General features: G+C 38.4%; 19 protein-coding genes. All 19 read left to right on the top strand.

The features are described 5' to 3' along the window. The first annotated feature begins 172 nt into the window (after window positions 1-172). The 19 genes from rnpM to dapA all read left to right on the top strand — a co-directional run bounded on the left by rnpM (window position 173) and on the right by dapA (window position 18,307). Complete coding sequence (gene rnpM / locus ACQKN4_RS04945; RefSeq protein ID WP_079560497.1) at window positions 173-451, top strand: RNase P modulator RnpM; 279 nt, start codon at window positions 173-175, stop codon at window positions 449-451. Beyond that, window positions 448-756 (top strand): YlxQ family RNA-binding protein, encoded by a 309-nt coding sequence (locus ACQKN4_RS04950; RefSeq protein ID WP_053483263.1) that lies wholly within the window; start codon window positions 448-450, stop codon window positions 754-756. Before rnpM ends, ACQKN4_RS04950 begins: the two co-directional genes overlap by 4 nt. 14 nt (window positions 757-770) lie before the next feature. Continuing rightward, a complete protein-coding gene (infB, locus tag ACQKN4_RS04955; RefSeq protein ID WP_427482592.1) occupies window positions 771-3,029 on the top strand; it encodes a translation initiation factor IF-2 in 2,259 nt (752 codons plus the stop codon). Then, complete coding sequence (locus ACQKN4_RS04960) at window positions 3,029-3,307, top strand: DUF503 domain-containing protein (protein WP_079560499.1); 279 nt, start codon at window positions 3,029-3,031, stop codon at window positions 3,305-3,307. Before infB ends, ACQKN4_RS04960 begins: the two co-directional genes overlap by 1 nt. Window positions 3,308-3,406: 99 nt before the next feature. Next, on the top strand, window positions 3,407-3,748 hold the full coding sequence (rbfA, locus tag ACQKN4_RS04965; RefSeq protein WP_079560500.1) for a 30S ribosome-binding factor RbfA: 342 nt from the start codon (window positions 3,407-3,409) through the stop codon (window positions 3,746-3,748). A gap of 169 nt (window positions 3,749-3,917) precedes the next feature. Next, a complete protein-coding gene (gene truB / locus ACQKN4_RS04970) occupies window positions 3,918-4,829 on the top strand; it encodes a tRNA pseudouridine(55) synthase TruB (RefSeq protein WP_079560501.1) in 912 nt (303 codons plus the stop codon). A 13-nt stretch (window positions 4,830-4,842) separates the two neighbouring features. Further along, window positions 4,843-5,799 (top strand): riboflavin biosynthesis protein RibF, encoded by a 957-nt coding sequence (gene ribF / locus ACQKN4_RS04975; protein WP_079560502.1) that lies wholly within the window; start codon window positions 4,843-4,845, stop codon window positions 5,797-5,799. A gap of 342 nt (window positions 5,800-6,141) precedes the next feature. Continuing rightward, window positions 6,142-6,411 carry a 30S ribosomal protein S15 gene (gene rpsO / locus ACQKN4_RS04980; RefSeq protein ID WP_079560503.1) on the top strand — a complete coding sequence of 90 codons (270 nt, stop codon included), beginning with the start codon at window positions 6,142-6,144 and terminating at the stop codon, window positions 6,409-6,411. Between the two features lie 287 nt (window positions 6,412-6,698). Then, window positions 6,699-8,813: a polyribonucleotide nucleotidyltransferase gene (gene pnp / locus ACQKN4_RS04985; RefSeq protein WP_079560504.1), complete on the top strand. Its 2,115-nt coding sequence runs from the start codon at window positions 6,699-6,701 to the stop codon at window positions 8,811-8,813. Window positions 8,814-8,959: 146 nt separating this feature from the next. Next, a complete protein-coding gene (locus tag ACQKN4_RS04990) occupies window positions 8,960-10,183 on the top strand; it encodes a M16 family metallopeptidase (protein ID WP_427482596.1) in 1,224 nt (407 codons plus the stop codon). Between the two features lie 232 nt (window positions 10,184-10,415). Then, a complete protein-coding gene (locus tag ACQKN4_RS04995; protein ID WP_170938914.1) occupies window positions 10,416-11,405 on the top strand; it encodes an ABC transporter substrate-binding protein in 990 nt (329 codons plus the stop codon). A 15-nt stretch (window positions 11,406-11,420) separates the two neighbouring features. Then, a complete protein-coding gene (locus tag ACQKN4_RS05000; protein WP_079560507.1) occupies window positions 11,421-12,413 on the top strand; it encodes a FecCD family ABC transporter permease in 993 nt (330 codons plus the stop codon). Next, the gene (locus ACQKN4_RS05005; protein WP_427482598.1) at window positions 12,413-13,195 is read left to right on the top strand and encodes an ABC transporter ATP-binding protein; all 783 of its coding nucleotides are present in this window, start codon (window positions 12,413-12,415) and stop codon (window positions 13,193-13,195) included. Before ACQKN4_RS05000 ends, ACQKN4_RS05005 begins: the two co-directional genes overlap by 1 nt. Window positions 13,196-13,206: 11 nt before the next feature. Next, window positions 13,207-13,701: a HugZ family protein gene (locus ACQKN4_RS05010; protein WP_427482600.1), complete on the top strand. Its 495-nt coding sequence runs from the start codon at window positions 13,207-13,209 to the stop codon at window positions 13,699-13,701. Window positions 13,702-14,616: 915 nt separating this feature from the next. Further along, complete coding sequence (locus tag ACQKN4_RS05015) at window positions 14,617-14,880, top strand: sporulation protein, YlmC/YmxH family (RefSeq protein ID WP_053594254.1); 264 nt, start codon at window positions 14,617-14,619, stop codon at window positions 14,878-14,880. Between the two features lie 9 nt (window positions 14,881-14,889). After that, a complete protein-coding gene (locus ACQKN4_RS05020; RefSeq protein ID WP_079560510.1) occupies window positions 14,890-15,669 on the top strand; it encodes a dipicolinate synthase in 780 nt (259 codons plus the stop codon). After that, window positions 15,663-16,253, top strand: coding sequence for a dipicolinate synthase subunit B (locus ACQKN4_RS05025; protein ID WP_427482602.1), 591 nt, complete (start codon window positions 15,663-15,665; stop codon window positions 16,251-16,253). The genes ACQKN4_RS05020 and ACQKN4_RS05025 overlap by 7 nt, the downstream gene beginning before the upstream one ends. Window positions 16,254-16,338: 85 nt before the next feature. Then, complete coding sequence (locus tag ACQKN4_RS05030) at window positions 16,339-17,376, top strand: aspartate-semialdehyde dehydrogenase (RefSeq protein ID WP_079560512.1); 1,038 nt, start codon at window positions 16,339-16,341, stop codon at window positions 17,374-17,376. Between the two features lie 13 nt (window positions 17,377-17,389). Then, window positions 17,390-18,307: a 4-hydroxy-tetrahydrodipicolinate synthase gene (dapA, locus tag ACQKN4_RS05035; protein WP_079560513.1), complete on the top strand. Its 918-nt coding sequence runs from the start codon at window positions 17,390-17,392 to the stop codon at window positions 18,305-18,307. Window positions 18,308-18,531 lie beyond the last annotated feature (224 nt).

Below are 18,531 nucleotides of genomic sequence, written 5' to 3' on the forward strand. Positions count from 1 at the left end.
GTGACTAGTTAACTACCATTATTCAGTAGGCGTTGGGCTGCGCCGACTGAATAATGGCAGAGCCTACAATTGAAAATAGTACAGTATTTAATTAAAATGCAAGTATATAACCAATGTAGTGCACGGCTAGTCCACCTCTTACGACAAGCTTTAGAGAGGAAAGGTGATTCTTATGGCTATCAATAAAAAAGTACCTCTTCGAAAATGTGTAGCTACTGGAGAGATGCTATCAAAGAAAGAAATGATTCGTGTCGTTCGTTCGAAAGATGGCGAGGTAAGTGTAGATGTTTCCGGGAAAAAACCTGGACGTGGTGCCTATGTCTCTAAATCAGAGAAAGCGATTGAAATCGCCCGTAAGAAAAATGTTTTAGGGCATCAACTTGATGTGAAAATCCCTGAAGAAATCTACGAAGAACTTATTTTGTTGATTCGTAGGGAGTCTATATTATGATCAATCAAGCAGTGCATAATTTGCTTGGAATAGCGGCAAGAGCCCGTAAAGTGATTTCAGGAGAAGAGTTAGTAGTAAAGGAAGTTCGCAATGGTAATGCTAAGCTAGTACTGCTTGCAAACGATGCTTCTAAAAACTCTAGCAAAAAAATTCAAGATAAATGCACGTACTACAACGTTGAGTATCATGTAATTGGTGATCGTTATGATCTAGGACATGCTACAGGTAAGGAGGCCCGAGTGGCTTTAGCTATTACCGATAAAGGTTTTGCAAGTAAATTGTCTAGTCTACTCAACGAAAAATAATCGGGGGTGAGCAGATGACCAAAATCAGAGTTCATGAATATGCGAAACAAGTGAATAAAACGAGTAAAGAGGTTATTGAAGCACTAAATAAATTAAATGTGAGCGTAACAAATCATATGTCAATGTTAGAAAACGACATAGTGACAAAGTTAAACCAATCATTTAAAAATAATAAAGATGTGAAGCAACCTACTCAAAATGTTTCGCAAAAACAGCAGCAACCGGTAAAAAAGCAAGAAGGGCAAAAGCAACAATCTGCTACTTCTAAGCCTAAAGCAAATAATCAGCAACAAACGCGTCAAAACTCAAATTCGTCTAACGAAAAATCTAAGAATATAAAAGGTAATCAAAATAGAAATATGACACAAAATAATAATAATAACAATAATAATAATAATAATCGCAGAGGTGGCGGTGGTTACAACCAACGTCCAAAACCAGGAATCCATGGCGGGAAACGTCGCCATCCAAAAACACATCAACCAAGTCTACCAGTGAAACAAAAGGAATTACCAGAAAAAATTACTTTTGTTGAATCACTTTCTGTAGCGGAATTAGCAAAAAAATTACACCGTGAGCCATCAGAAATTATTAAAAAATTATTTATGCTTGGTGTAATGGCAACGATTAACCAAGAATTAGATAAGGATGCAATTGAATTAATTTGCGCAGACTATGGTGTAGAAGTTGAAGAAGAAATTCGTGTAGATATTACGGATTTAGAAACACACTTCGAACAAACAGAAGAAATTAACGAGGAGGAGTTATCAGAACGTCCTCCTGTAGTAACAATTATGGGTCACGTTGACCATGGTAAAACTACATTGTTAGACTCTATTCGTAATACTAAAGTTACCGCTGGCGAAGCTGGAGGTATCACGCAACATATCGGTGCTTATCAAGTTACTGAAGGCGACAAAAAAATTACTTTCCTTGATACACCAGGACACGCTGCGTTTACAACTATGCGTGCGCGCGGTGCGAAAATAACTGACTTAACGATTTTAGTGGTAGCTGCGGATGATGGCGTTATGCCACAAACAGTAGAAGCAATTAACCATGCAAAAGCAGCAGAAGTACCAATTATTGTTGCAGTCAACAAAATGGATAAACCTTCAGCTAATCCAGACCGTGTGATGCAAGAGTTAACAGAGCATGGCCTAGTTCCTGAAGCTTGGGGCGGCGAAACTATTTTCGTACCGATCTCAGCACTTAAAGGTGAAGGCATTGACACATTACTTGAAATGATTTTACTTGTCGCTGAAGTTGGAGAGTTAAAAGCGAACCCTAATCGCTTAGCACTTGGTACAGTAATTGAAGCACAGCTAGATAAAGGTCGAGGTTCTGTTGCAACACTTTTAGTACAAGATGGAACATTAAAAGTTGGAGATCCAATTGTTGTTGGCCATACTTATGGTCGTGTACGTGCTATGGTGAATGACAAAGGCCGTCGTGGAAAAGAAGCTGGACCATCAACGCCAGTAGAAATCACAGGTTTAAATGATGTACCACAAGCTGGCGACCGTTTCGTTGTCTTTGAAGACGAAAAAACAGCACGTCAAGTTGGTGAAACTCGTGCAATGTCAGCGATTCAAGCACAACGTTCAGAAAAACAACGTGTAACGCTTGATAACTTATTCGAACAAATGAGTCAAGGTGAAATGAAGGAGCTTAACTTAATTGTTAAGGCTGACGTTCAAGGTACTGTAGAAGCTATGGCTGCATCATTAATGAAAATTGATGTTGAAGGCGTAAACGTAAAAATTATTCACACTGGCGCTGGAGCGATTACAGAATCTGATATTTCTCTTGCTGCGGCTTCAAATGCAATTGTTATCGGCTTCAACGTTCGTCCGGATGTTAATGCAAAACGTGCAGCAGAAGAAGAGGGCGTAGATATTCGTCTACACCGTATTATCTATAAAGTAATCGAAGAAATTGAACAAGCAATGAAAGGTATGCTTGATCCAGAATTTGAAGAAAAAATTATTGGTCAAGCAGAAGTTCGACAAACAATTAAAGTATCAAAAGTTGGTACAATTGCTGGTTCATACGTAACAGAAGGTAAAGTAACTCGTGATTCAGGCGTACGTGTAATTCGCGATAATGTAGTAATTTTTGAAGGTGAATTAGATACACTTAAACGTTTCAAAGATGAAGTAAAAGAAGTTGCCCGAGGTTACGAATGTGGTATTACAATTACAAACTTCAACGATATTAAAGAAGGCGACATTATCGAAGCCTATATTATGGAAGAAGTTAAACGTGCTTAATGATCGTTTACGCAGAGGTTGAATTCATTATTCAAACTGCCCATTCGTTGAAGGAAAAACGTGCTGTCTTACAGCGTATGATTACCCGCACGAAACAAAAATTTAATGTATCGATTGCGGAAATTGATCATCAAAATGTATGGCAACGCACGAAAATAGCGCTTGTTGCTGTTTCTTCTTCAAAAGAAGCAGCCGAGCGTGAAATTAATCACGCGCTTCACTACTTACAGTCAAATCCATCTTGGGAACAGCTAAATGTGTGGCGGGACTATTTATAAGTTACATTATAAGTTGTGTTGTATGATTTACCACCTTGCATGAAAAACTATGTAAGTGAGGACACAACTTTCTGTACATCGAAATTGAGGTGACAAACTATGTCTCTACGCTCAAACCGTGTCGCTGAGCAAATGAAAAAAGAGCTTGGTGATATTATTGGACGTAAAATAAAAGATCCGCGTGTTGGTTTCGTTACTGTTACTGGTGTTGAAGTAACAGGTGATTTACAGCAAGCGACGATTTATATTACAACTCTAGGCAATGAACGTGAGAAAGAGGATACACTAAAAGCTTTATTAAAGGCTTCTGGTTTTATTCGCTCAGAAATCGGTTCACGAATCCGCTTACGTCGTACACCAGAACTAATTTTTGAATTCGATTCATCGATTGAATATGGGAACCGTATTGATACATTGCTACGTGGTTTACACGAAGAATAAGATAACTAAAAAAAAGTCTGCCATATGCATGTTCATGCAGGCAGGCTTTTTTACATTGATTGAAATATAACAAGACATTTTGAGGCCCTATCACCTCTATCAAAAGGGTGATAAAAGGTTGCGGACTCTCAAAACAGGCTGAAAATGTATTGATTTTAGGAGGAAAGTTATGAACGGTATTTTACCGCTTTGGAAGGAACGCGGCATGACAAGTCATGATTGCGTCTTTAAATTACGAAAAATTTTACGCACAAAAAAAGTAGGACATACAGGCACACTTGATCCTGGTGTTGAGGGGGTTCTCCCAATTTGTATTGGTCAAGCAACACGCATCGCAGAGTATTTAACGGATGCAGGAAAAACCTATGAAGCTGTTATTTCAATTGGCCGTACAACGACAACTGAAGATGCAGAAGGAGAAACGGTTGAGCAAGATCATACGAATAAAAAGTTTACACGTACTCAATTGCAAGAAGTTTTAGCCTCACTTACAGGTGTCATTCAACAAACGCCACCAATGTTTTCAGCTGTTAAAGTAAATGGTAAACGTCTCTATGAATATGCTCGAAAAGGCGAGACCGTCGAAAGACCGACACGTCAAGTTACTATTTATGCATTAGAGCTACTAGATGATGTTGAACTATATGAAGGACAAGAAATTACATTCCCTGTACGGATAGCGTGTAGTAAAGGGACGTATATTCGAACACTAGCTGTGCAAATCGGAGCAGCGCTTGGCTACCCTGCGCATATGAAAGAGCTCGTACGCACAGCCTCAGGTACGTTTACACAAGAAAATTGCTTTACATTGGCACAGGTAGCTGAGCTGATGGAAGCTGAACAAATCGATACATGCATTTTACCAGTTGAGTATGCATTGACAGACTATCCATTTATTGAAATAACTTCTGCTAATGAAAAAGAAATTTTCAATGGACAAGTGCTTCCCGCAGATGCATTATTAAAGATACATGATAAAATTGTTTTTGGAATCAGTGGGAAAGCAGTTGCGGTCTATCAAGCCCATCCTACAAAGGAAGGGTTTATGAAGCCACATAAGATGTTTCCGACGATAGAGTAGGAGGATTTTTTGTATGGAGGTCATTCATTTAAAATACCCACATCAGCTACAGCAACGAGAAAGCATGCAACCGTATTCATTGGCACTTGGCTTTTTTGATGGTGTACATAGAGGGCATCAGGCAGTTATTCAGACAGCGAAGGAAGAAGGAGACAAGCGTCAAATTCCAACAGCTGTTATGACATTCGATCCACATCCTTCTTTAGTGCTAGGCGGTCGTAACGAAAAAGTATTTTATATAACGTTATTACAGCAAAAATTGCAGCTATTTGAAGAACAGGGTGTGGATACAGCATTTGTTGTACATTTCACTTCTGATTTTGCAAAGCTTTCACCTGAAGCTTTTATTGATACATTTATTCGTGGGCTGAACATTCAACATGTTACAGCTGGCTTTGACTATTCTTTTGGTGCATTCGGTAAAGGTAAAATGGAAGATATGCGTGCATTAAGTAATGGAGATTACGGCGTAACGGTTGTTGAAAAGAAAACCGACGATATCGAAAAAATTAGCTCTACACGTATCCGAAAGCTTTTACAAGAGGGGGATATGGAAGCAGCGAGATTGCTTCTAGGAAGACCATTTGAAATTTCGGGTATCGTTGTACATGGTGATAAACGAGGACGCACAATAGGTTTCCCAACTGCTAATGTCCAAGCGTTAGAGGGAACTTATATCCCAGCAAGCGGTGTATATGCGGTTCGATTACTGGTGCAAAATAACTGGTATGATGGTGTATGTAATGTAGGCTATAAACCAACATTTAAAGATCCAAATGACAAGCAATTATCCATCGAAGTCCATATATTAAACTTCGAAAAAAATATTTACGGTGAAGAAGTGCATGTCGCTTGGTATAAACGTATAAGAAGTGAACGGAAATTCGATGGTATTGAAGCTTTGAAAGCCCAAATCCAAAAGGATAAACAAGAAGCAATTGACTATTTTGGGATTATCGCCGAAAGTTAAAACGTACGCCATGAGTTGATTGGAGTGGAGGTTGGGCGACTCCTTGGGGATCAGCAATAGAGGAACGAAGGCTAAGAGCATCACATCCTGTGATAACGCCTTCGTGACCAACCTCGTGTTGGCCCGACGCCCAGTTGGAACGGAAATCAACCCCACGTTATGGAGATGAGCCTAAATCTGCTTTAGCCTATGAATAGGCGCTTACGTTAACACTTGCTTGACCTTTTGATTTATGGTAACATTCATAAGTGCATAATATGCTTAACCTTAGCTCGGTATATCGATGACTCCAACGTTTACTGTGCTAATGGGGATTAACAATTATTTAGGAGGTCCATACAAATGGCTATTTCAAAACAACGTAAAAACGAACTTATTGCTGAGTTCCGTACTCACGAAAGTGACACTGGTTCTCCAGAAGTACAAGTTGCAGTATTAACAGAGGAAATTAACTCTCTAAATGCTCACTTACGTACACACAAAAAAGATTTCCACTCTGAGCGTGGTCTTCTTAAAATGGTAGGTCGTCGTCGTCACCTATTAAAATATCTTCGTGAAACTGACGTACAACGTTACCGTGAACTAATCACTCGTTTAGGCTTACGTCGCTAATTGTCGAAAAGCGGGATTAATCCCGCTTTTTCTTTATGTTTATAAATATTAAGAAGACGGTTAACTTTACTATTGCGAAAAAAAGCATATATATGACACGAATTTCAAGCAAAAAAACTTTGTTTCAATCAAATACAGAAATAAATCCTAAATAAATTGGCAATAACTGAATTTAAATGTATGATTATTTGATGAAATATTTAGCATAGAACAAGCATTTTTGGTACACTTACTATTAGTACATACAGACGAAGTAAGTGTTTTTATAATAGAGAGGGGTTCATTGAATGAACGAAAAGAAAGTCTATTCCTATGAATGGGCTGGCCGTCCGCTTGTAATCGAAGTCGGACAGTTAGCAAAACAAGCAAATGGGGCCGTTTTAGTACGTTATGGTGATACATCTGTACTTTCAACAGCGACAATGTCAAAATCACCGAAACCACTTGATTTCTTCCCATTAACAGTAAACTACGAAGAACGTTTATACGCAGCAGGTAAAATTCCTGGAGGCTTTATTAAACGTGAAGGACGTCCATCTGAAAAAGCAATTTTAGCAAGCCGTTTAATCGACCGTCCGATTCGTCCGATGTTCCCAGACGGTTTCCGTAATGAAGTACAAGTGATTTCGATGGTCATGTCTAACGATCCGGATTGCACGTCTGAAATGGCTGCAATGGTTGGTTCATCAATAGCGTTAGCTATTTCAGATATTCCATTCGACGGACCGATTGCAGGTGTACAAGTTGGCTATATCGACGGTAAATTTATCGTGAACCCAACAGTGGAACAAGCTAATCAATCAACAATCCATTTATCTGTAGCAGGTAACAAGGATGCTATCAACATGGTTGAAGCAGGTGCACTAGAAGTACCAGAGGAAATAATGCTAGAAGCTATTATGTTCGGTCATGAAGAAATCCAAAAAATTATTGCTTTCCAAGAGCAAATCGTTGCAGAAGTAGGAAAAGAAAAATTACCAGTAACGTTATTTGAAATTGATGAAGCGATTCAAGCAGATATAAAAGCAGCTTGTGAGACTGACATGCATGATGCAATTCAAACTGCTGAAAAACATGCACGTGATGAAGCTATTAAAGCGGTAAAAGACCGTGTTATTGCTTCTTATGAAGAGCAAGAAGCTGATGAAGTAACAATGAAGCAAGTTTATACAATTCTAGATAAAATGGTTAAAGACGAAGTACGTCGTCAAATTACAGAAGATAAAGTACGTCCAGATGGTCGTAAGTTAGACGAAATCCGTCCACTTTCTTCTGAAACAGGTATATTGCAACGTACGCACGGTTCAGGATTATTTACGCGTGGACAAACACAAGCCCTTTCTATTTGTACATTAGGTGCACTTGGAGATGTGCAAATTATCGACGGTTTAGGTGTAGAAGAATCAAAACGCTTTATGCATCACTATAACTTCCCTCAATTCTCTGTAGGGGAAACTGGCCCAATTCGTGGACCAGGTCGTCGTGAAATCGGTCATGGTGCATTAGGCGAACGTGCTCTTGATGCGGTTATTCCAGATGAAACTGTATTCCCGTATACAATCCGTTGTGTATCGGAAGTACTTGAATCAAACGGTTCTACATCTCAAGCCTCTATCTGTGCTTCAACGTTAGCGATGATGGATGCTGGTGTTCCATTAAAGGCTCCTGTAGCAGGTATTGCAATGGGTCTTATTAAAAAAGGAGAACACTACTCTATTTTAACTGATATTCAAGGTATGGAAGACCACCTTGGAGATATGGACTTTAAAGTTGCAGGTACAGCTAAAGGTGTAACAGCACTTCAAATGGACATTAAAATTGATGGTTTATCACGCAATATTTTAGAAGAAGCATTAACACAAGCTAAAATTGGCCGTATGCACATTTTAGAATCAATGCTTGCTACTCTTGCAGAACCACGTGAAAAATTATCTACATTTGCTCCGAAAATTGTAATCGTGAAAATTAATCCTGATAAAATTCGCGATGTTATCGGACCTGGTGGTAAACAAATTAACAAAATTATTGAAGAAACTGGCGTAAAAATTGATACAGAGCAAGATGGTACAATTTACATCTCTTCTGCAGATGAAGAAATGAACGCTCGTGCAAAACAAATTATTGAAGACATCGTACGTGAAGCAAAAGTTGGCGAGTATTACTTATCAACAGTGAAACGTATTGAAAAATTCGGTGCGTTCTGTGAAATATTCCCTGGTAAAGACGGCTTACTTCACATCTCTGAAATTCAAGAGGAACGTACAAAGCAAGTTGAAGATGTATTAAAACTTGGCGATCAATTACTTGTAAAAGTTATTGAAATTGACAAGCAAGGTCGTGTGAATTTATCTCGTAAAGTAGTTATCCAAGAGGAAAAAGAACGCGCTGAGCAAGATAAATAATAAATTGTAGAAAAGGCTGCGTATAATGCGCAGCCTTTTTTAAATCAACTATAAGGAAACTGGTTCTATTCGAGATATCCAAATAAATTTTGGGATGCTTCACATTGCCTTTAATATTGAACCAGAGATGAATTGGGGGAGATTTTTTGGTACAAGTACATACATGTCAGAATGGTGTGCGTATTGTGTCTGAGCAAATCGATCATGTAAGATCCGTTGCGCTAGGCATTTTTGTTAATGCAGGATCTCGTTATGAGCTACCTGAGGAAAATGGTATTACACATTTTATCGAGCATATGCTTTTTAAAGGGACAAAAAATCGAACAGCTCGACAAATTGCTGAAGAATTTGACCGAATTGGTGGCGAGTTAAATGCTTTTACATCTAAGGAAAACACTTGTTATTATGCAAAGGTTTTAGACCATCATGCAGAGCTCGCCGTTACAATATTAGCGGATATGTTCTTTAATTCTACGTTTGCAGAGGAAGAGTTAGAGAAGGAAAGACAAGTTGTACTAGAAGAAATACTAATGAGTGAAGACGCACCTGATGACGATGTTCATGAAAAGCTATGGGAAGTCATGTATCCAAACGACGCACTTGGTCGTCCAATACTAGGAACTGCGACTACGTTAAAAACATTTACAGCAGATATGATCCGTAACTATATGGCTAAACATTATGGTCCAGAATCAGTTGTTATTTCAATAGCGGGAAATATCTCTACAAAGCTTATGCAAACAATTGAAGACTTATTTGGTCACTATCAGCCATCTCCACTTGTGGTTGAACCGGTACTATCGAATCCTCATTTTTATCCAGGAGAGATTTCAAAAACTCGCGATACGGAGCAAGCGCATTTGGCTATTTCGTATCCAGCAATTGGTGTAAAGGATCCGGATATGTATAGCTTTATTGCACTTAATAATATTATTGGGGGTAATATGAGCTCTCGTTTGTTCCAAGAAGTACGCGAAGAACGTGGTTTGGCATATTCGATATTTTCTTATCAATCTTGTTATGCTGATGTTGGCGCATTTACGATTTATGGTAGTACAAGTCGTCAGCAATTATCACAGCTTCAACATACAATTGATGCGACATTACTTGATATCGTAGCAGGTGGTGTGGCCGAGGAAGAACTTATGAATGCGAAGGAGCAGCTGAAGGGGAGTTTTGTACTCGGTCTAGAGGGGACAGGCGCTCGTATGAATCGTAATGGTACAAGTGAGTTAGTGCATCGCAGACATCGTTCTGTAGACGAAGTATTAGCGTCAATCGATGCCGTATCAATGGAATCGATTGATCGTTTAATAGCAAAAATCTTAAAAGCTGAGCCAGCCATTTCAATTATTGGTCCAGAAGCTTAATCATGTCTAACATTTGTAGGGTAAATAAAGTTACAGTTTATGTTACTTTGAATATTACTAATTTTCATTACCATCAATTTTTTGATAAAAAGAGGATTTCGATAGCTATCGGAGTCCTCTTTTTTTTAGTTGAAAATGCTCATTCTCAATTAAAAGTTGATATTCCCAATGAAGTTTGATAGAGTAAATGATATTGAATATCATTATCATTTAGATGGAGGCTTGTATTGTTATGAATAAATGGATAGGTGCTGGATTTCTAGCATTATCACTTACATTAGTTGGGTGCTCACAACAAGAAAAAGAGGCAGATAAGGAGATACAGAAAGAAGAGACATCTCAATCACAAGAAGTATCAGAAGCAACACAGAAGGGGAAATTTGAGGATGGTGTAAATGAAGAGGCATTTCAAAAAGCACTAGCTAGCTTTCCAGCAACAGTTCCTGAAAAAATCGTTACTACTTCGGTTCCTTTAACAGAGATGCTACATATACTTGACATCACACCTGTGGGCGTTCCGACATCGACAAATCCGATTCCGGTAGATTTCGATGCTATTACACGAATTGGCTCACCTATGGCACCAGATCTAGAAGTTATATCGAGTTTACAAACTGACTTAATAATTGGAGCTTCTTCTCTACAAAGTTCCCTAGATCAAGCACTTCAGGGAATGAATTTACCAACAGCCTATCTACCGACAGATTCCTATGATGACTTAAAATTGAGCTTCAAGGTACTTGGTACATATTTTGGAAAAGAAGAAAAAATGAATGAATTACTTCAAAACATTGTCGCAAAAGAAAAGGAACTTGAAACAAAAGCACAAGGAAAGGAACTTCCATCTGTTATGCTTGTGATCGGAACTTCTGACTCATTTATGGTTATGAATGAAAAATCATATCTGGGTAGTCTGGTTGAGCGTTTAGGTGCTGATAATATTGCAAAATCAGTATTAAAAGCAAAATCAACTTATTCTGCAATGAATCTAGAAGACATTGTCGTTGCTGATCCAGATATCATTTTCGTATTAGCATCAGGTGACCATGGAGCAAATGAAGATAAGTTCAAAGAAGAGATTGAAAAAAATAGTGCATGGAAACAACTCTCAGCTTATAAAAATGACAAAATCCATATGCTTGATTATAGTACGTTTGGTGTAACTTCCATTTCTAATGTTGAGACAGCACTTACAACAATCGCAGATTATTTTTACAAATAACAATGAGGTATTCCTATGATTAGTACTACAAGAAGTCGAATAATTATTATCATGACCTTTGTGTTAACAATGGTAGCAGCTATTGTTGCGATAGGGCTAGGGAGTGTGAAAATTGCAATCCCAGATATTTTAACAACAATTGCCAATGGACGTGATAATGCTGGCGTATATACTACAATTATTTGGGATATTCGTTTACCACGTGTTTTATTAGCACTAATAGTTGGAGCTAATATTGCAATCTCAGGTGCATTATTGCAGGCCGTAATGGGAAATCCACTAGCTGATCCAGGGTTGACGGGTGTTACAAGTGGAGCAGCGGCATTTGTTTTAATCATTTTATTAGCAAATCCAGAATTCACTCACTTTATCCCAGCCGCAGCTTTTATTGGTGGCTTAATTGCCGCAACTATAATTTATGCACTGGCCTGGCGACGAACAGGCATTACACCAATCACTATTATTTTGTCAGGAGTTGCAGTAAATGCACTGTGCGGTGGGGTTATTGGATTTTTATCGATTCTTTATAGTGATCGACTACCATCAGCGGTGCAATGGATGAATGGTAGTTTAGCGGCCAAGGGAAATGCGTCACTGCAAATGATTTATTTGTACGCAATAATAGGTTGGATCATATCTATTTTTGCGATACGCAAGGCAAATATTATACGTTTAGGAGATCAAGTAGCAGTAAATTTAGGGGAAAATGTAACTCGTATTCGTATTATGTTATCTATTTTGGCTGTATTTTTAGCGGCAATCTCGGTAGCAGCAGTAGGAATGATTGGCTTTATTGGTTTAATCGTACCGCATATGGCTCGAATGCTTGTAGGCTCAGACTATAAATATTTACTACCAATGAGTATGGCGATGGGGGCTATTGTGTTACTTATTGCTGATACTGGTGGACGAACATTGTTTGCGCCACTCGATATTCCAGCGGGCATTCTAATGTCAGTCATTGGTGGACCTTACTTCTTATATTTAATGCGAAAGAAGGCGTTTTAATGTTAAAAATTGAACAGCTATCTGTCCGCTATGAACAAAAGGAAGTTGTCCATAATTTTTCTTTTGAAGTTGTAAAAGGTGAGGTCCTATCCATTATTGGACCTAATGGCTCTGGAAAATCTACTATTTTAAAAGCTATTGCTCGTATGCAGCCTTATAATGAAGGAACAATTATCTTTGATGGCGAAAATATCCGTCGACTCTCGTCCAAAGACATAGCAAGAAAAATGTGTATGTTGAGTCAAAAAAATCAGGCTCCAACTGATATATCTGTTAAAAACCTAGTGGCATACGGACGATATCCACATAAAAAGTGGTTTGAGCGTTTAAATGCAGAGGATGAGGCCATTATTGATTGGGCTCTTGAGAAAACACATCTCACACATTACAGAGAAAAGCCTATTGCAGCTTTATCGGGTGGTGAATCACAGCGAGCTTGGATAGCGATGGCTTTAGCGCAGCGGCCACAAATTTTATTGTTGGATGAGCCAACGACATACTTAGATATCGCACATCAGCATGAAGTTCTAGAATTAGTGAGAGAGCTTAATTATGAAATGGGGATGACGGTTGTGATGGTGCTCCATGATTTAAATCAAGCATCTAGCTATAGTGATAAAATCGTAGTTGTAAAGGATGGTCAACGCGCTCATGTTGGCACGCCTGAAGAGGTAATGACCGAACAGATGATTCAGCAAATATACCGAATGGATGCAGAAATTCAATATGTATCATGGGATAGTGCTCCACGGATTCAATTAAAAAGTACTGTCAAGGCATAGGAGGAAGTAAGATGCAAAAAGAAATGGATATTGAGCAAGTAAAGCAGGGCTATGAAACATTTATTCAAGGAAAGAAAAGTTGTATGTTAAGTCTAGTGGATGGAGAAGGGAAACCTTTTAGTAGCACTACTCCATTTGTGCGTTTGAATGGTAAATTTTACGTCTATATTAGTCGTATCGCAGAGCATTTCCAACTCATGGAGCAGGCTCAATTTGTAGATGTACTTTGCGTGGCAGATGAGGCAGTAACACCAAATCCATTTGCAGCAGAACGGGCACGTTGGCAATGTACACCAAAGAATTTAGGGAACGAAGGATATGAGGACGTATTTGCAGCATTCAATAAATTGTTTAATGCTAAAATGATGGAGCTGTTACGTACACTTGATTTCTCACTATTTGAGCTCACACCATTGGAAGGTCGCTACGTGGTAGGCTTCGGTAAGGCATTTACAATTGATATAGCGAATGATACGTTAGTCCATGTAGTAATTGATAAAAAATAGGTCGCCATTTTTCGGCAACCTATTTTTTTATTCATTAAAAAACTTCTCTTGCTAAATATAAAGTAAGGCTTTGAAATAAAATAGAAATACTAATGATTATACTCATGATTGTAGGAATCAAAATAATGAAGATGGCTGTTATCATTCGAAAATGACGCGTCCGCTTCGCCTCGTTTAGATGATGGATATAAAACTGAACAAAGAAGAATCGAAGGCTTCTCATTGTATGCTTTATTGTTATGAACTAGTGCCTCTGATATTTTGCTTACTTCCTCATTACTTCCTTTAAATAGCGCCAATCACTATCCAATATTTTAAAACCTTTTTCCATAGTCTTGTCGAGTTATGTCGTATTGAGCGTTTCAAGTATATGTAAATCGTCAAAAACTACACCGATGTCGTTTTTTATCGGTAATTCATGTTCGACAACATCCTTGTCGAATAGCAAAATTTCGCACTATTATTTTTGGGAAAATATCGTAGTCGACTCCCCGGTTCAGTAAAACCAATGGTAGCCTCAGTACTGAAAAACACTTACATCATTAAGAGAAAACCATTCATGCTTTTAAGTAAAGTATGAAGTTCAATAGTATTCATAACTAACTCCTATACTTCCTCTTTTGTTAGCCCAGCAGTTAAGACCGTTCTAACCGTTTACTGCATATACTCTTAAAAATGACGCAATAATTCCTCGCGTAGAAAATCTTGATTTCTTTCTGTAACAAAGCTTCCTTTTCCAGTTATCGTTTCGATAAATTAAATTAAGTTTGCACAAATTCCTCACGTCACAAATTTGTATATATACACTATTTGTAGATGTGCTAGTAAAATGCACATTTCAGACTTTGGGTAAGGGTCACGAATTGCAAAAACTCGGCATATATTGGGGTAACGGTTCAAGGAGGGAGATGAGGCATGCTACTATCAGAGATGGTGGATAAAGAGTTAATTCAAGTTGAGGGTGGCGTACACTTTGGCATATTGGCACATACGGAATGTCTATTAGATGTGCAAACAGGAAAGATTCATGGTTTTGAGATTGTGAAAGATAAATTGCCATTTCAAAAAAAGAAAGTGAAAGTAAGTGAAATGATACCTTGGCACGAAATTATACTAATTGGCGAAGATCGAATTTTATTTAACAAAACAACGACAGTACAGTCAGAATTTTTACAGTGAGGTGAGCTTTTGGAAAATGAAAAATGGCTTGTTATCGGTGAGGATCTAAGGTTAAAGGAATTAGCTACCATGCTAAGAAGCCCATCGAGAACAGTATTTTATAAAAGAACATCAGTTTGGAATGAAGAGTTGAATAAGCTTGTATTAGAATTCCAACCAAATAGAATTATTCTTCCTATACTTCCACTAAAAATTGAAGTGGAACAGCTTTATGGCATATCTCAAGTTAAGTTTTATACAGGGCGTTTAACGATGCATTGGAAGCAATTGCTTGAGAAAAATGAAACAAATTGCTATTTACAACAAGAATCATTTATTTGGCAAAATGCAAGATTAACAGCGGAGGGATTTATCGCCACGTTTTACGGACTCGAGCAAAAATGTATTTACGGACAAAACTTTACTATCGCAGGATTTGGGCGCACAGCCAAAATGCTCGCTTCTTTACTCGTCAAGATGGGCGCTAATGTCCATATAGTAGCGCGTTCAGTTGTACAAGTGAGTGAAGCAAAGGCATATGGTTATAAAGCTACGGATTTAGATGATCGTCAATGGTCAATTAATGATGGGATTTTTGTCAATACGATTCCTGCTAAGTGGATTACTGAATCATTCCAAGAACATGTCCCGGTTGTACTATATGATTTGGCTTCAGAGCCTGGCTGTTTAGATATAGACGTTGAACAATTACAAACGTACGTGCTATTGCCGTCATTACCTGGGAAATACTTTGCACATAATGCAGCGACAATATTGTGCAAGGCAATAGAGGAGGAAGAAAATTGCTAACGGGGAAACGAATTGGTTTAGGGATTACAGCCTCCCACTGTACGTATGCGGACGTAGTACCTAAAATCCAAAACTTAATAGATGCAGGAGCAACAGTTGTTCCAATCATTACACACTCCGTTTTACATGCAGCTACGCGTTTTGGTACTGGGGAGGAGTGGATTGCCAAAATAGAGGAATTAACTGGAGAAAAGGTTGTTTCTTCTATTAAAGAGGCAGAACCATTTGGACCATCCAATCCATTGGATGCGATGGTTATAGCCCCAATGACTGGAAATAGTATTAGTAAATTTGCAAATGCAGCAACAGATAGTCCGGTATTGATGGCTGCGAAGGCAACATTGCGTAACGGTTCACCTGTTGTTCTAGGTATATCAACGAATGATGCGCTTGGCTTAAATGGTATAAATATAATGAGGCTGTTAAATGCTAAAAACATTTATTTTATTCCATTTGGGCAGGACGCGCCACATTCAAAACCAAATTCCTTGATTGCTGATTTTGATCAAATGGTCGCGACTGTTTATGAAGCGATTACGGAGAAAAAGCAATTACAGCCACTGTTGGTACAATATTTAAAATAATTCGTAAATTACACACAATTTTCAGTATTTTTGTGATACAATAGCACACATTATGTAACTTGTATTCAAGGAGAGTTGATGACAGATGACAAAGCAGTTAACAGTTGCTGTAGTTGGAGCAACAGGGGCAGTAGGCACAAAAATGATGGAACAACTAATTAAACGGGAGTTTCCAATTGGAGATATTAAGTTTTTAGCTTCGGCACGTTCAGCAGGAAAACCAATCGAATTTAATGGAAAGACATATACAATTGAAGAAGCGACACCTGAAGCTTTTGAAGGCGTCAATGTCGCTTTATTCTCAGCTGGTGGTTCGGTATCAGCAGTGCTAGCACCAGAAGCGGCAAAACGCGGTGCAGTAGTGATCGATAACACGAGCCATTTCCGCATGGATCCAGACGTACCCTTAGTTGTTCCAGAAGTAAATCGAGGTGATCTTGCTAAGCACAAAGGGATTATTGCAAATCCAAACTGCTCTACGATTCAAATGATGGCTGCACTTGAACCTATTCGTCAAGCATTTGGCTTAACAAAAATTATCGTATCAACATATCAAGCAGTTTCAGGTGCAGGTGTTTCTGCTATTCAGGAATTAAAGGCACAAAGTGCAAATTGGGATGCAGGTAAGGATGTAGAAGCAAATATTTTACCTTCTGGTAGCGACAAACGTCATTATCCAATCGCTCGTAATGTCATTCCACAAATTGATAAATTTACAGACAATGGCTTTACATACGAAGAAATGAAAATGATTAATGAAACGAAGAAAATTATGCATGCACCAGAGCTAAAAGTAGCCGCAACTTGCGTTCGTGTGCCAGTCGTTTCAGGACACTCTGAATCTGTTTATCTTGAAGTAGAAAAAGAAGCAACAGTACAGGAAATCTTTGAAGTATTACGCAATGCGCCTGGTGTCGTATTACAAGATGATATCGCAACACAAACTTACCCAATGCCTATTTATGCAGAAGGGGAAGACGCTACTTTTGTAGGGCGTATCCGTCAAGATTTAGACAATAAAAAAGGATTCCACTTATGGATCGTTTCTGACAATCTTTTGAAAGGCGCTGCATTAAACTCTATTCAAATTGCTGAAGCAATGCTAGAGGATAACTTACTATAAGAGGGGTGTAAGGATGAATTTAGGTCGAATTGGAACGGCGATGATTACGCCGTTCAAAGAAGATGGCACGATTAATTATCCAGAACTAGAACGTATTATTAATCATTTGATTGATAATGGTACAGATTGTATTGTCGCATGTGGCACAACCTCTGAAAACCCAACTATGTCCACAGAAGAAAAAATTGAAGTTGTACGCTTTACCGTAGAGAAAGTGGCAGGTCGTGTACCGGTTATTGCAGGTACAGGAGATAACGAAACGGCTTACTCTATAGCAATGACGCACAAGGCTGAAGAAAATGGCGCAGATGGTATCATGCTTGTAGCACCATATTATAATAAGCCAAATCAACGCGGTATTTTTGCGCATTTTGAAACAATTGCAAAAGAAACAAGTTTACCTGTCATGCTTTATAACGTGCCAGGACGTACAGGCGTCAATGTTGCCTATGAAACTTCTGTTGCTTTAAGTAAAATTTCTAATATTGCCTGGATAAAGGAAGCGAGTGGCAATTTAGATCAAATGGGCGATATTATTGAGAATGTTGATTCAGATGATAATTTCTTAGTGTATAGTGGGGATGATGGTTTAACACTCCCACTACTAGCAATCGGCGGAGCAGGAATTATTTCAGTTGCTGCCCATGTTGTAGGGAATGATATGCAATTAATGATTAAAGCGTTTGAAGAAGGAAATCACGAGCTAGCAGCCAAAATTCACCGAGCATTATTACCACTTGTACGTGCGTTGTTCGCACAGCCAAACCCATCGCCAGTAAAATACGCGATGACCAAATTAGGCTTTGATACACTTAATGTTCGTTTACCAATGATGGAAATGACAGATGAAGAAAAAGCAAACTTTGACCGAATTTGGGATACGTATCAAGAAAAGGCGAGAAGCTTTAGAGAAATAAGTACCTTTAGTTAATTTGTAATTCAAGCTAAATAGTGAATCCTCAGACCGTAGACAAACTCGAAATTTTTAGTTTGTTTACGGTCTTTTTCTTTTGGAACTTTCATAGAAGGGTGAGACACTTTCCCAAAAAAATATAGAGTATTCGCCCTAATGAGGATAACTGCTCAAGGATGACTGATATTCTCTCAGGTAAGAATCCGGAATCTATCAAGGTATTTGGATCTATTTTTATAGTC

The organism is Lysinibacillus sp. NPDC093692, assembly GCF_050280125.1.
GTDB lineage: Bacteria > Bacillota > Bacilli > Bacillales_A > Planococcaceae > Lysinibacillus.

Excerpts from the sequence above, each read along its gene's own strand:
- rnpM (WP_079560497.1), top strand. The coding sequence starts at position 173 with ATGGCTATCAATAAAAAAGTACCTCTTCGAAAATGTGTAGCTACTGGA.
- ACQKN4_RS04950 (WP_053483263.1), top strand. The coding sequence starts at position 448 with ATGATCAATCAAGCAGTGCATAATTTGCTTGGAATAGCGGCAAGAGCC.
- infB (WP_427482592.1), top strand. The coding sequence starts at position 771 with ATGACCAAAATCAGAGTTCATGAATATGCGAAACAAGTGAATAAAACG.
- ACQKN4_RS04960 (WP_079560499.1), top strand. The coding sequence starts at position 3,029 with ATGATCGTTTACGCAGAGGTTGAATTCATTATTCAAACTGCCCATTCG.
- rbfA (WP_079560500.1), top strand. The coding sequence starts at position 3,407 with ATGTCTCTACGCTCAAACCGTGTCGCTGAGCAAATGAAAAAAGAGCTT.
- truB (WP_079560501.1), top strand. The coding sequence starts at position 3,918 with ATGAACGGTATTTTACCGCTTTGGAAGGAACGCGGCATGACAAGTCAT.
- ribF (WP_079560502.1), top strand. The coding sequence starts at position 4,843 with ATGGAGGTCATTCATTTAAAATACCCACATCAGCTACAGCAACGAGAA.
- rpsO (WP_079560503.1), top strand. The coding sequence starts at position 6,142 with ATGGCTATTTCAAAACAACGTAAAAACGAACTTATTGCTGAGTTCCGT.
- pnp (WP_079560504.1), top strand. The coding sequence starts at position 6,699 with ATGAACGAAAAGAAAGTCTATTCCTATGAATGGGCTGGCCGTCCGCTT.
- ACQKN4_RS04995 (WP_170938914.1), top strand. The coding sequence starts at position 10,416 with ATGAATAAATGGATAGGTGCTGGATTTCTAGCATTATCACTTACATTA.
- ACQKN4_RS05000 (WP_079560507.1), top strand. The coding sequence starts at position 11,421 with ATGATTAGTACTACAAGAAGTCGAATAATTATTATCATGACCTTTGTG.
- ACQKN4_RS05005 (WP_427482598.1), top strand. The coding sequence starts at position 12,413 with ATGTTAAAAATTGAACAGCTATCTGTCCGCTATGAACAAAAGGAAGTT.
- ACQKN4_RS05010 (WP_427482600.1), top strand. The coding sequence starts at position 13,207 with ATGCAAAAAGAAATGGATATTGAGCAAGTAAAGCAGGGCTATGAAACA.
- ACQKN4_RS05015 (WP_053594254.1), top strand. The coding sequence starts at position 14,617 with ATGCTACTATCAGAGATGGTGGATAAAGAGTTAATTCAAGTTGAGGGT.
- ACQKN4_RS05030 (WP_079560512.1), top strand. The coding sequence starts at position 16,339 with ATGACAAAGCAGTTAACAGTTGCTGTAGTTGGAGCAACAGGGGCAGTA.
- dapA (WP_079560513.1), top strand. The coding sequence starts at position 17,390 with ATGAATTTAGGTCGAATTGGAACGGCGATGATTACGCCGTTCAAAGAA.